Origin of the sequence: Shinella lacus, from assembly GCF_010994755.1 — a bacterium.
Taxonomy (GTDB): domain Bacteria; phylum Pseudomonadota; class Alphaproteobacteria; order Rhizobiales; family Rhizobiaceae; genus Shinella; species Shinella lacus.
Window position 1 is genome coordinate 12,549 of record NZ_WHSB02000017.1, and the last position, 13,619, is coordinate 26,167.

9 protein-coding genes are annotated in these 13,619 nt (G+C 64.9%); 2 read left to right on the forward strand and 7 right to left on the reverse strand.

Annotated elements, in window-relative coordinates; all coding sequences use genetic code 11:
• Positions 1-112 precede the first annotated feature (112 nt).
• The gene (locus GB927_RS28835) at positions 113-1,156 is read left to right on the forward strand and encodes a Fe(3+) ABC transporter substrate-binding protein (RefSeq protein ID WP_256120669.1); all 1,044 of its coding nucleotides are present in this window, start codon (positions 113-115) and stop codon (positions 1,154-1,156) included.
• Positions 1,157-1,211: 55 nt separating this feature from the next.
• On the opposite strand, the gene GB927_RS28840 is transcribed toward GB927_RS28835, so the two are convergent.
• The 3 genes from GB927_RS28840 to GB927_RS28850 all read right to left on the reverse strand — a co-directional run bounded on the left by GB927_RS28840 (position 1,212) and on the right by GB927_RS28850 (position 5,009).
• Positions 1,212-2,288 carry a M48 family metallopeptidase gene (locus GB927_RS28840; protein WP_256120670.1) on the reverse strand — a complete coding sequence of 359 codons (1,077 nt, stop codon included), beginning with the start codon at positions 2,286-2,288 and terminating at the stop codon, positions 1,212-1,214.
• Positions 2,278-3,369, reverse strand: coding sequence for a YjgN family protein (locus GB927_RS28845; RefSeq protein WP_256120671.1), 1,092 nt, complete (start codon positions 3,367-3,369; stop codon positions 2,278-2,280). The genes GB927_RS28840 and GB927_RS28845 overlap by 11 nt, the downstream gene beginning before the upstream one ends.
• 143 nt (positions 3,370-3,512) lie before the next feature.
• The gene (locus GB927_RS28850; protein ID WP_256120672.1) at positions 3,513-5,009 is read right to left on the reverse strand and encodes a CoA-acylating methylmalonate-semialdehyde dehydrogenase; all 1,497 of its coding nucleotides are present in this window, start codon (positions 5,007-5,009) and stop codon (positions 3,513-3,515) included.
• Between the two features lie 105 nt (positions 5,010-5,114).
• Between GB927_RS28850 and GB927_RS28855 the strand changes: the two genes are divergently transcribed.
• Positions 5,115-5,996, forward strand: coding sequence for a LysR family transcriptional regulator (locus GB927_RS28855; RefSeq protein WP_256120673.1), 882 nt, complete (start codon positions 5,115-5,117; stop codon positions 5,994-5,996).
• Between the two features lie 3 nt (positions 5,997-5,999).
• Here GB927_RS28855 and bcsN read toward each other — a convergent pair whose 3' ends face one another.
• Genes bcsN through bcsA form a run of 4 tightly spaced genes read right to left on the reverse strand, consistent with a single transcriptional unit; the run spans position 6,000 to position 13,464 of the window.
• On the reverse strand, positions 6,000-6,920 hold the full coding sequence (gene bcsN / locus GB927_RS28860) for a cellulose biosynthesis protein BcsN (protein WP_256120674.1): 921 nt from the start codon (positions 6,918-6,920) through the stop codon (positions 6,000-6,002).
• A 7-nt stretch (positions 6,921-6,927) separates the two neighbouring features.
• Positions 6,928-8,868, reverse strand: coding sequence for a bacterial transcriptional activator domain-containing protein (locus GB927_RS28865; RefSeq protein ID WP_256120675.1), 1,941 nt, complete (start codon positions 8,866-8,868; stop codon positions 6,928-6,930).
• Complete coding sequence (locus tag GB927_RS28870) at positions 8,865-11,210, reverse strand: cellulose biosynthesis cyclic di-GMP-binding regulatory protein BcsB (protein ID WP_256120676.1); 2,346 nt, start codon at positions 11,208-11,210, stop codon at positions 8,865-8,867. Before GB927_RS28870 ends, GB927_RS28865 begins: the two co-directional genes overlap by 4 nt.
• Positions 11,203-13,464: a UDP-forming cellulose synthase catalytic subunit gene (gene bcsA, locus GB927_RS28875; protein ID WP_256120677.1), complete on the reverse strand. Its 2,262-nt coding sequence runs from the start codon at positions 13,462-13,464 to the stop codon at positions 11,203-11,205. The genes GB927_RS28870 and bcsA overlap by 8 nt, the downstream gene beginning before the upstream one ends.
• Positions 13,465-13,619 lie beyond the last annotated feature (155 nt).

Sequence of the window (13,619 nt, forward strand, 5' to 3'; positions counted from 1 at the left end):
AAAAGCGGAAAATCACAATCATGTTATGCCAGTGGTGACATGGTTGACTGCGAGGGGCAAGCCGCTAAACACGACTTTAGCAGTTAAGAATAAATGCACTCAGGAGGACACTATGCCACTGCTCAAGAACGCCCTCGCCGCCCTCACGCTTTCCACCGCCGCCCTGGCGCTTGCGCTGCCCGCGCATGCGGAAGGTGAAGTCAACATCTATTCCTATCGCCAGCCGGACCTGATCAAGCCGCTGCTCGATGCGTTCACGAAGGAAACCGGCATCACCGCCAACGTGCTGTTCCTCGACAAGGGCCTTGTCGAGCGCATCCAGGCGGAAGGCGCGAACTCGCCGGCCGACGTCATCTTCACGGTCGATATCGCCCGCCTGACGGAAGCCAAGGACGGCGGCGTGACGCAGCCCGTCGTGAGCGAGGTCATCAACAAGGACATCCCGGCGCAGTACCGCGATCCGGACGGCAACTGGTTCGGCCTCACCACGCGCTCGCGCGTCGTCTACGCCTCGAAGGACCGCGTCGCACAGAACGAAATCACCTATGAAGAGCTTGCCGACCCGAAGTGGAAGGGCAAGATCTGCACCCGTGACGGCCAGCATTCCTACAATATCGGCCTGACCGCCTCGATGATCGCCCATCACGGCGAAGCGAAGGCCGAGGAGTGGCTGACGGGCCTGAAGAACAACCTCGCCAAGAAGCCGGACGGCGGCGACCGCGACCAGGCCAAGGCGATCCTCGCCGGCGAATGCGACCTGGCACTCGGCAACTCCTACTATGTCGGCCTGATGCTGACCAACGAGAAGGAGCCGGAGCAGAAGGACTGGGCCGCCGCCATCAAGGTGCTCTTCCCGAACGCCGGTGACCGCGGCAGCCACGTCAACGTTTCCGGCATGGCGCTCGCCAAGAACGCCCCGAACAAGGACAATGCGCTGAAGCTGATGGAATTCCTGTCGGCCGGCACCGCGCAGCAGATCTATGCCGAGCAGGTCTACGAATATCCGGTCCTGCCGGGTGCCGAGCCCTCCGACGTGGTGAAGTCCTTCGGCACACTGAAGGCCGACGAACTGCCGCTCGTCGACATCGCGGCCAACCGCAAGAAGGCATCCGAGCTGGTCGACAAGATCGGCTACAACGACGGCCCGTCGCAGTAAGCCACGGCTTTAAAGCACTCAAAGGAAACGGCGGCCGATGGCCGCCGTTTTCATTTCATTGCAGGTCCGGATCCGACTGGCCGGAAATGATCCGGCTGTAGTCGATGATGTCCTTCTTGCGCTGCGGCGTGCCCGGATGGGTGGAGAGGATGTTGGTATCCCCCTTGTCGCCGAGCTTTTCCTCCAGGAGGCCGAAGAAGCGGGCGATCGCCGTCGGGTCGTAGCCGGCTTTGGCCATCAGCTCCACTGAGCGCCTGTCCGCCTCGGCTTCCGCGCTGCGCGAATAGGACAGCGCCAGCAGGCCGCCGCCCTGTACCAGCACGTCCTCCACGCTGGAGCCGACATCGCCGGCAATCAGCATGATGAGGCCGGTCATGCCGGCGGCGCGGTAGAATTGGCGCAGGCTGTGCTCCAGCTCGACATGGCCGATCTCGTGCGCCAGCACACCGACGATCATCTCGGTGTCGCCGGCTGCCAGCTCGACGAGCTGGTCGGTGATGACCAGCGTGCCATCCGGCAGCGCGAAGGCGTTCGGGCCGATCAGGCCGCCATCGCGGAAATTGAGGTTGTAGGCGCCAGCACCGCGCGGCGACTGCGCGGCAATGCGCGCAAAGCCGTCGGCGATTTCCTTGCGGCGTGCTTCGGCAAGCTTGGTCGGCGAGAAGGTCGTCTGGTCGAGCGCTTCCAGCGTGCCCTGTGCCATCAGTTGCGGCACGATCGGCGGGGTCGTCAGGATGGCGACTTCGACAAGGGCCGGCACGCCCCAGCGATAGACAGCGCCGCCAAGCAGGAAGGCGGCGAGCACGATGAGGATGAGGCGGAGCTTGAACTGCTCCAGCCAGTGCACGAGGCCGGCACCGCCCTTGCCGCGCGCGGCGAGATAACGGTCGATGCCGTCATTGTCCCAGGTCTCGAAGACCGAACCGTCCGGAAAGGTCACGCGGCGCGGGATGGCGCCGACGCGGCTGGAAATCTCCACCCAGGAGAGGCCGGCACCGGCAAGGGGCTTGTCGCCCCCCGCCGGCACGGCGACGATCTCGCCGGCCCGCTCGACGAGGCGAGCCTCGACCGAGCGGCTGGAACCGGCGGGGTGCCAATCTCCGCCGGCTATGGCAACATTCTCAGAAGCCAAAATCGAACCCTTCGAAGTCCATGAATTCGGAGCCGACGGCCGACCCCTGGGCCTCGATCCGGCTGAACAGCTCGCCGATATCGCCCGTGAAGGTGATGCCGGTGTGCTCCCAGGTATAACGCGCCATGCGCACCGCCGCCCAGGGCCGCATCAGGCCGAAGGTCAGGATGGTGATGAGGACGTTGGAAATGGCGATCCAGGTATAGCGGGTGCGCGAGACATCGCTCATCAGCCGGTGCTGACCATCGAAGGTCGTGGCGGAATAGGCGATGTTGCGCACGCACGCCCGGTAGAACAGGCCCGCAATGCCGAAAGTGGCGAACAGCGTGATATAGGCGATCGCGCCGGCGATGAAGAGCGGGATCTGCTGCTCCGGCGTCAGCGCGCCGGGCGTCTCGATCATCGACAGGATGATCGGCAGGTTGATGAAGGCCAAAAGCGCAATGATGCCGAGGCCAAGCACGACGATGAGCAGCGAGAGAAGCCAGGACTTGTAGATCGCGCCGAGCTGCGGATCGGTGTCGAAGGCCTTGCCGCCGTAGCGCAGGTTCGAGCCGACGTAGCGCGAGACCCAGCGGCTGGCGAGCGGTGTCAGGATGCCGATGGTGATGACGGCGAGCAGGCTGCCGAGGATGAAGGCCTTGAAGGCACCGCCGGCACCGCCGACGAAATCGAAGCGCACGTTGCGGTAGCTCGTGACGCGCGCGGAGAAGCGCAGGCCCTTGGCGACCAGCCACGGCAGCGCGATCAGCACGACGAGGGTGGGCAGCAGCACCAGGATCGGCACAAGGGCTGCGATCACGTTGAGCACGACGAAACCGCCGAGAACGATGAGGCGGCCGATGAGGATCTGCAGGCCCTTGGCGTGGTATTCGAAGGACCGGCCAAGCAGCACGGTATTGCCGTAGAAGTATCGATTGCGGCGCACCTTCGCCCAGGCCGAATAAATGCCGAGCGTGATGATCGTCAGCAGCACATTGACGATCCAGATGCCGAAATATTCAGACGCCCTGCCGGTGAACGTAATCCGGTGAAAGCCGCTCGCCTGTGCGGCGGGCTGCGCAGATGCTGCGAATGACATATTGTTTGCCCCTTCCAAATGCATAGAACACGAGGGCTTAACGGGCCGGGCTAGCCGGCTATTCTTCGCAAAGCACAAAAAATCGGCAATGCAAAAAGGGCCCCCGAAACGGGAGCCCTTTGAATTCCATCAGGGAAGAAGGATCACTTCATCGTCGGCATGACGAATTCGGCGCCGTCCTTGATGCCCGACGGCCAGCGGCTAGTGATCGTCTTGGTGCGGGTCCAGAACTTGATCGAGTCCGTGCCGTGCTGGTTGAGATCGCCGAAGGACGAGGACTTCCAGCCGCCGAAGGAGTGGTAGGCGAGCGGAACCGGGATCGGAACGTTGACGCCGACCATGCCGATGTTGATGCGGCTGGCGAAGTCGCGGGCCGCGTCGCCGTCACGGGTGTAGATCGCGACGCCGTTGCCGTATTCGTGCTTCATCGGCAGGTCGAGGGCCTCCTCGTAGTTTTTGGCGCGAACGACGGACAGAACCGGGCCGAAGATTTCGGTCTTGTAGATTTCCATGTCCGGCGTGACGTTGTCGAACAGGCAGCCGCCGACGAAATAACCGTCTTCATAACCCTGGAGCTTGAAGCCGCGGCCGTCGACGACGAGGTTGGCGCCTTCTTCCACGCCCTTGTCGATGAGGCTCAGGATGCGGGCCTGGGCTTCCTTGGTGACGACCGGGCCCATGTCGGCCTTGTCATCGGTGTAGGGGCCGATGCGCAGGCTCTCGATCATCGGCGTCAGCTTTTCGATCAGCCGGTTGGCGGTTTCCTCGCCGACGGGGACGGCAACCGAGATCGCCATGCAGCGCTCGCCGGCCGAGCCGTAGCCGGCGCCCATCAGGGCGTTGGCGGCCTGGTCGAGATCGGCATCGGGCATGATGATCATGTGGTTCTTCGCGCCGCCGAAGCACTGGGCGCGCTTGCCGTTGGCGGCAGCCGTGCCGTAGACGTAGCGGGCGATCGGCGTGGAGCCGACGAAGGAGACGGCGGCGATATCCGGATGCGCCAGGATGCCGTCGACCGCAGCCTTGTCGCCGTTGACGACGTTGAGGATACCGGCAGGCAGGCCCGCTTCGATCATCAGTTCGGCAAGGCGGATCGGCAGCGACGGGTCACGCTCGGAGGGCTTCAGGATGAAGGCGTTGCCGCAGGCGATGGCGGGCGCGAACATCCACATCGGGATCATGCCCGGGAAGTTGAACGGCGTGATGCCGGCGCCGATGCCGACCGGCTGGCGGATCGAATACATGTCTATGTTCGGGCCGGCGCCTTCGGTGAATTCGCTCTTGGACAGATGCGGGATGCCGATGACGAATTCGCAGACTTCCAGGCCGCGGATGACGTCGCCCTTCGAGTCCTCGACGGTCTTGCCATGCTCGCGGGAGATCAGAACGGCGAGCTCGTCCATGTTCTGGTTCAGAAGCTCGACGAACTTCATGAAGACGCGGGCGCGGCGCTGCGGGTTGGTGGCGGCCCACTTCGGCTGCGCGGAAAGCGCGCTGTCGATCGCGGCCTGCAGGTCGGCATCGTTGGCAAGTGCCACCGTCGCCTGGACTTCGCCCGTCGCCGGGTTGAAGACGTTCGCGGTGCGGCCGCTGGTGCCGGCGACCTTCTTGCCGTGAATGAAATGGCCGATCTCGTACATGGGGAGCTCCTCCGTTGTTGTGAGAGGATCATCGCACTTCAATTTGCACAACTCAATCACCTCATATAAGGAACCGTTGTGCAAAAATTGAAGTCGGAGGCCGGTATGAACTGGGATGACGCACGCATGTTCCTCGCCGTTGCCCGCACCGGCCAGATCCTCGCCGCCTCCCGCCGCCTCGGCGTCAACCATGCGACGCTGAGCCGGCGCGTCAGCGCGCTGGAGGAAGCGCTAAAGACGCGGCTCCTGATCCGCCGCACCAATGGCTGCGACCTCACGGCGGAAGGCGAGGTCTTCTTGCGCGCAGCCGAGCGGATGGAAACGGAGATGCTGGCGGCACAGGCGAGCATCGGCCGCATCGACACCGCCGTCGCCGGCACCGTGCGCGTCGGCGCGCCGGATGGTTTTGGTGTGTCGTTTCTGGCACCGCGGCTCGGGCGACTGACGGCGCGGCACCCGGAACTGAAGATCCAGCTCGTCCCGGTGCCGCGTTCCTTCTCGCTGTCACAGCGCGAGGCGGATATCGCGATCACGCTGGAGCGGCCGGAACAGGGCCGCCTCGTCTCCTCGAAGCTCACGGACTATACGCTCGGGCTCTATGCGTCGCGCGACTACCTTGCGGAAAACGGCACGCCGGACACCGTCGAAGACCTGAAGGCGCATCGGCGCGTCGGCTATGTGGAAGACCTGATCTTCACGGCCTCGCTCAACTTCACCGGCGAGATCATGCGCAGCTGGGATGCGAGCTTCGAGATTTCGAGCGCGACCGGCCAGACGGAAGCCGTGCGCTCCGGCGCCGGCATCGGCATCCTGCACGATTATATTGCCCGACAGTACGGCGAACTCGTCCGTCTGCTCCCCGCCAACGCAATCCGCCGCGCCTACTGGACGACCTGGCACGAAAGCGCACGAGATCTCGTGCGCGTGCGCACCGTGGCGGAATTCGTGCAGGAACTCGTGCGGCAGGAGCACGAGATCTTTCTCTGAGGCTTACTCTCCGGGCAGCGGCACCAGCGCGCTTTTCGCCCGCGCGGTCACCGTTGCCTCTTCCACCGGCTTTTCGACCACCGCGACCTTCACCTTTTCCTGGGTGGCCTCGCCCGGCAGGGGAACGCGCACGGCATTGCGGATGATGGCCGGCTCCTCCGCCCGCTTTTCCTCCACCACGCGACGTTTTGGTCTGCGAACCTCGACGTCATCCTCGACGATCGCCACAGGCTCGGCGCGCGTGAGCACGGGCTGGCTGCGGCCGTAACCGCTGCCGCCGGCATAACTCAGCATGTCGAACGTGTCGCGCGTCACCGGCTTCAGCCGCATGCCGGCCATCAGCGACGCGATGCGCTCCTGCGGCATGGTCGGATGGCAGAAGCGCAGGCGCACCTGCGCGGAATAATTGCCCGCCCCGATCCGGCCCATCGCCGTTTCGCGCACCGGCGAAACGCGCTTGGCGAACTGCCAGGCGTAGAGGCAGCTTCCGGACTTCCCGAGCGGGCCGGTGGCATAGCCGTAGATGCCGTGCATGTTCTGGCCGGGCGCGGCATCGATCGTCATGGCGACGCCGGGCAGCGCCTGGCGCATTTCCGCCAGGATGGCGCGGCGTGTCGGTGCGCGCAGGAAGGTCACGCCTTCGGACGGCGTGCCGATGCGCACGGTGAGCACATTTTCGCCGGCGGACGCCGTGGCGTTGGAATAGACGATCGCCTGTTCGAAGAACTCGCCGCGCACCGTCTGGCGCACGCTTTCGATGCGGCCGGAGATCGAGGGCAGATAGGCGGCCGCGAATTCCGGCGACACTTCGGTCGAGATCGGCGGCGCATCCGGCCGGATGGCGCCCGTTTCGAGGAACGGGTCGTGCACCGCGGTGCAGCCGGTGGCGAGGAACGGAAATGCGGCGAGAAGCAGCCAGCGCATGAAAAACCTATCGGGTGGGGTAATCGGAGGAGATGGCGAGGCCCCGCGCGGCCGCCGGGTCATAGAGATGCGTGTTCAGCCGGGCGAAGACGGCCTGCGCCTCGGCACGATGGCCGAGATGATAATGCGCCCAGCCGCGAAGCTGGCTGAGATCGGCGGGTTCGGCGACGAGGCCTGCGCGCGCATTGAGGGCGTCGAGCACGCGCTGGTACTGCTTGTGATCGAAAGCCGAGCGGGCGCGCTGGAAGTAGATTTCGGCCCGCACCTCGCGGTCCCGCTTTTCCGAGAGCGCATACATGCCGATCATCGCCTCGGCATCGTCTGTCAGGCGGCCGCGCAGCAGGGTGAGTGCCGCGCCGTAGGCTGCATCGGCCTGCGTGCGGCCGTTGCCAAGTGCCGCCTCGAAGGCGTTGCGCGCGTCGGCAAGCCGGTTCAGCCCGAGATGGCACCAGCCCTTGATGAGCATGGCATCCGCGGACACCGCGCCCCGCGCTTCCATCGCGGAAATGTCCTCGATGCAGGCGCTGAACCGCTTCGCCTTGAAATGGGCGAGGTAGCCGGTGCCGCCGATGGAGGCGACCGGCATGTCGATGGCAATGCTGCGGCGGCCCTTCGGCGGGGTCGCGACCTTTATCTCGGCCCAGATATCCGGGTAGATGTCGCGGTACTCGCCTTCGAGCGCCGCGTAATCCTTCTTCTCGCCGAGCCGCAGCAGGCTGAGCGCCAGGCCCTTGACCCGCACCGGCGCGCTTTCCCAATCGATCGACTTTGCGAACCAGGCCTTCGACGCCTCGTACTGGCGGGAATTATAGGCGTACCAGGCGAGGATTTCCGCATGGTCGGCATTGGAGGTCGCGAGGATGGCGTTGCTGTAGGCCGTGACGGTCTTCACGTCCGCATCCGGCTGGTCAGGCTTGGAAAAGCGCAGCGACAGCGCGTTCATCAGGAATTCCGGATCGCCCGAAAGGTCCTCCAGATACTGTTCCGCGACGGCGTAGGCCTCGTCCTGCTTGTTCTGGGCGGCGAGCGACAGGTAGAGGCCCTTGGCATCGTTCTCGTCGCGATGCTTGACGAGCGCTGCCTTGAACCAGCGCTCGGCGCTCTCCGGCGCCTTCAGCTTCAGGTCGTACCAGCCCAGCAGTGCGAGGTCTTCGGGGCGGTCGCCCTTCTCCGCAGCCAGACGCAGCTTGCCAACCTCGCTTTCGCCGATCGGCGTCTGGCGCTTCTCGTCGGCATTGAAGTCGGCGACCTCCTTGCGGGTCAGGTCCAGTTCGACGGGCTGCAAGACGGCCTGGAGCATCGGTGAGGTCGCAAGCAGACCCATCGCCTTGCGCACGTCGTCGGCCGAAAAATCGCGCGTGGATTTCTGCAGGGTCGTCAGGAGCTGCTGGTCCGGCAGGCGTTTGTCCCCCTCGCGGAAGAGCAGGCCGCGATAGACATCGGTCAGCGCATCCTTGGCGCCGGTCTGCGCATAGGCGTCGAGCAGCATCCAGACGAGATCGACTTCCGTTTCGCTGGACGGATCGAGGCTCTTTGCGGCCTCGATGACGCCCATCCAGTCCTTGCGGGCAGTGGCGGCCATCATGTCGACGCGCTGCTTGCGGCGGGCGAGCTTGCCGGAAAAATCCTCGCTCGGGCGCCATTCCGGATTTTCCGACTGGCGGCGGCCGATCTCGGCATCGATGCCGAGGAAGTCGTTCTTCTCGTAGAGCGCCCAGAGCGTGCTTTCATCCACCTGCCGGGCGGCCGGCGAATAGACGTCGGCGGGCACGACGAAATCCGGATATTTCAGCCGCAGCCGGTTCGTCTCGGCCTCCAGCCGATCCTGCTGTTTCTGCTCGGCATAATAATAGAGGGCAGCGAGCTCGACCTCACCGGGGCCGGGCTTCGTTTCGCCGGCCAGCGCCGAGGAGCCGAGCAGCAGGGGAACAAGGAAAAGCGCTCTCATCGGTCGTACCTCACGCCCTTGCGCGGCACCGTGATGCCGAGCCAGACGGCGAAGATGCCGAGGCAGGCGAGCACGAGCAGCACGTAGATCTGGAAATTGTCGGAGAACCAGGCGGCGGCGACGCGACGCAGGTTGCCGGGGCTGCGATCCTGGAGATCGGCGATGTAGCGATCCGCGGCCGGCAGGCTGACGAGCGACAGGCTCGCGATTTCGATGGTGGCCGTGCCGCCGTCGAGGTCGCGCCAGATGGCGGGCTCGACAAGCCGGTTCACGCCCGCCTCGATATCGCGCGGCGCGCTCGCCTTGATCACCGTCCAGGTGGAGAGGCCGTCGGGCGAGCGCATCTGTGAGAGCGTCACCAGCGAACCGGCGCCATGCGGTGTGACGCGCGCAGTGTCATCCCCCTGGTAGCTCAGCCAGCGGCCGAAATTCTTCGTGGCGGCGGACAGCCAGAGCTGTGCACGCGAGCCGAAGGACAGGTCGCCCTCGCCGGCCGCCGTCGAATTGTGGAAGGCTTGCAGCAAGTCGGCGGTCTCGTTGCCGGTCGCGGTGTCCGAGACCGATGCGGTGACGACAGGGTCTGGTTCCAGCAAGGCGGCGACGGAGGCGCTGATATCCGTTTCGCTCGGGAAGGATGCCTTGTCGGTGGCGCCGAGTTCGGCGAATTCGTTCTGCGACGAGACGACCAGCGCATCGCGGCCAGTGCCTTGCGTGGGCGTGCCGATGGCGATTTTCGCGGTCAGCGGCGCGCGGGCCGAAAGGGCTAGACGCGACAGCAGGGTAAGGCCGGCACCGACCGACTGGCTGTCCGCCCGGTCGATGACGAGATCGAACGGCTTGCCGCCGCCATAGGGATAGGCCTTGCCGGCGAGTGCCGCGAGATCGGGAAGCCGGCCGACGCGGGCGAGTGCCGGCACCTCGATCGCCGTCGTGTCTAGCAGGATGAAACGCGGCTTGCCGTCGTCGCGCTCTTCCGGCCGGCAGGCGGCATCGGCGGCTACCGGCAGTTCGGCGAGCAGTTCGACGTGGTTGACGCCGGGGCGGAAGGCGCGCAGCGGCAGTTCGATGCGCTTGCCATCGAACTGTTCGCCCTCGCGGTTGCGGAACGGGTAGCTCTTCACGACCTTGTCGTTGACGCGCACGAGAAGCTGCGCGGTCTGGTCGAGGCCGGGCGAGGTGGCGGCATGCAGGCGCAGGTCGAGCGTCGCATATTCTGCGGCGTAGAAATCCGCCGGCATTTCGACGGCGAAATCGGTGCGCGACAGGCGGCCGGAGAAGACGCGGGTCTCGTAACCCGCTTCCTTCAGCGTGCGGCGCTCGCCAGCATCGACCGTGAGCACTCCCCTGCCCTTTTCGAAAATGCCGGACTTCAGCCCATCGGCAAGCGGCCCCTTGACGGCGGCGAGCACGGCCGCATTGACGTCGTTGAGATTGGCGGCGCGCAGGACGACGGTCGCCCGGTCCGCTGTGGCGCCGCCCTGGACGGAAAGGCCGCGCGGGGCGCTCGAAAGGCCGAGCTTGGACAGCGTTGCGGCGCCACCGCGATCCATCGCCATGACGAGATCGATGCCCGGGCCGGTGCCCGGCTTATCCGCAACCGAGACACTCACATCGTCCCGGTTCAGGAAGAGGATGAGCGATTGCAGGACGGGGGCGAGCTCGTTCAGCGCTTCGGCACTCAGGGCGCCGGGAACGACGATGCGGACATCCGTGCGCTGCGCCGCATTGCGGCGGACGGCCAGCAGGCTGTCGAAATCGGTAAAGCCGGACGCGGCGCTGGTGGCAAAACCGCTCGATGCGGGATCGAGTTTCGTCCACAGCTCATAGGTCGCATCGAGCGAGCAATCCACCCGGTGATGCTGCCGGGCGCGCAGACGCACGACATTGCGGCCGGCCTTGAGGAATTCGGAGGCGACGGCGATCTTTTCCGTCAGCGTGCCGTTCGGCGAGGCGATGGCGAAGCTGCCGATATCGCGGCCATTCACCTCGACATCCATCTTCGCCGTATCGGGCAGCACGGAGACGGCATTGACATAGGCGAGGTTCAGCGTGCCGCCGGCGGAGACCTGCGGACCATCCAACGCGAAGGTGAAGGTCGCGACATCGTCTTCGCCTGCGAGCATATAGGCATCCGTCGATTGCTCGAAGGGCACGAGGTTCTTGTCCGCCGCCTGCTCGGTTTTCTTTGTCTCGACGGGCTTGGGAAGCAGGCCGCCGGACAGCGCCGTGCCTTCGAGCAGCGGCTTGACGCTATCGGCCACCAGCCCTTCCGCCCGGCCGGCACCGGCCGAGGCGACGAGGATGGAAAGGCCCAGCATTGCGAGGAGAGATGTCTTAGCCATAGGCCTGGGTTCCTGTGAGGACCGGCGGCAGCTCGACGGCGCGGCCGGGGATCTGGGCATTGTTTTCCTTCACCACGATGGGGGCATCGGCGAAGGATTTGACGGCGCTTTCGCGGATGAGGCCGGCGGAATATTGCAGCGCGCGCAGCGTCTCGCGGATGCTCCACAGCGCGAAGCGCGACGTGCCCCAGAAGAAGCTGCGGCGCACCTGCCGGCGCACGAGCCGTTCCTGAAGAACCGCCTGGTCGGAGAACATCAGCTCGGCGATCGCCATGAAGGTCTCCGGCGTGCGCTCCTTGTAGGCGAAGCCGTAGATGGCGCCCTCGCCGGCCGCGCGGCTGGAGCGGCAGATCACGTCGAAGGCGATGATCTGGCCGGCGCGGCGAAGCTGGATCGTCGCTTCGAGCGGGGTTTCGAGGTCGATTTCCGGCGCCTTGTCGACGAACTCCACCGAGATGCCACCGGAGGAGGCATCCTGGATGATGATGTTGTTGAGCTTGCCGTCGATCTTCATCAGCGCGTGGCGCTTGACCGGCAGGCGCTGGTTGCGGCGCAGCTCACGGCGTTCGGCGACGACGCCCAGCGCAGCTCCGGCAAGGCCGAGATTGATGAGGTTCCAGCCGGCGACGATGGTTAGAAGCTCGGTCGCGACCGGCTCGGTCAGGAAGCGGTAGCCGGAATAGAGGGCTGCGGCCAGGAGCACGAAGAAGATGATGAAATAGGGCCGTGCCAGCGGCGAGAGCGTGCTGCGGTCGAGCGTCTGGCCCTTGGCGGTGACGTTGAAAGTGGGCTTCCTCGGATTGCGGATCACGCTGAGGATCGAGCCGAAGAGCAGCACCGACTGGACATATTCATACAGCTCGGAAACCCAGGGCCAGCGCACGCGGCCGTAAAGGTAGCTCTGCATGGCGAAGGAGCCGATGAGATAGGTCACGGCATAGGAGGCGAATTCGAGGATGTTCGCCTGGTAGATTTCCAGCGAGAAGAAGATGTAGAGCAGCGGCGAGAAGACGAAGGCAAGCCGCGACAGCGGAAACAGCCAGAACAGGTTAATACCGGCATAGCAGATGCGCTGGGCGAGCGTCAGGCCTTTGGCGAGGAACGGGCGGTTGAGGATGAGGATCTGCAACATGCCCTGGCACCAGCGGGCGCGCTGGCCGATGAAGGACACGAAGGTTTCCGGCTGGAGACCGGCGATCAGCGGCTTGTCGACATAGATGCTGTGCCAGCCCTTGGAGTGCAGCGCCAGCGCCGTCTCGCAATCCTCGGTGATCGACTGGCCGGAGAAACCATTCGCCGACGCAAGTGCCGAACGCCGCAGCACCGCCGCCGAGCCGCAGAAGAACGAGGCGTTCCACTTGTCGAGCCCGCGTTGCAGGATCGAGTAGAACATCTCGTTTTCCGACGGCATGCGCGCGAAGGTCTGGAGGTTCTTCTCCAGCGGATCGGGGTTGAGGAAGTAGTGCGGCGTCTGGACGAGGAACAGCTTCTTGTCTTCGCGGAAGAAACCGACCGTCTCGCGCAGGAACTCGCGCACCGGGGCATGGTCGGCGTCGAAGACCACGACGAGCTCGCCGTTCGAGACTTTCAGTCCCTCGTTGAGGTTGCCGGCCTTGGCGTGGTCGTTCTGCTTGCGGGCATGGTAGTGCACGCCGAGCGAGGCGCAAAGCGCCTTCAGTTGCTCGTGGCGGCGGATCGCGGCGATCGCGATGCGCGGGTCCTTGTGGTTGCGCTTGGCCTCCGTGCCGCCGTCGTCCAGCAGGTAGACGTTCAGCTTGTCCTTCGGATAGAGCAGCGATTTTGCCGCGGCGAGCGTGCCGGCGAGCAGTTCGGGCTCCTCGTTGTAGGACGGGATGAAGACATCGACCGTGGGCAGGCTTGCGGCCTCGCCCGGCTCCGGAGTTTTGCGCTTCAGCGGATCAGCCAGCATGAAGAAGCTGATCGCCAGCATGGCAAGGCAGTACATCTCGGCCAGATACAGGATCAGGCCGGGGATGAAGTTGAGCGGCTCGTAGATGCTCGGCAGCGTTTCCGTGGTGCGCCAGAATGCGTAGCGCATGGCGAGGATGCCGGCAAAGGTGAAGGTGACGAGCCGCAGGGTGGTGTTGGCCGGGCGCGTCATCGCCAGGAACATCACGCCGAGCACGGCGAAGGAGAGAATGAGCTGGGCCTGGAGGCTGATCGGCAGCCAGAGAAGGAACAGCCCGAACATGCCAGCGGGAACCGCCAGCCACTTGACGCACGTCATGTGCATATGAAAACCCCATTTGCATCGCGGCAGCGCGTCATGCGGACCGGTTCCACACAGGAACAGGTCAGACCCTAGGGTTCAGTGGTCAACGGATTCCTAATACAGTGCCAAATCGGGACTGCCGTCAAAAGCTTGGTAAATGAAGGGTTTACGACCCT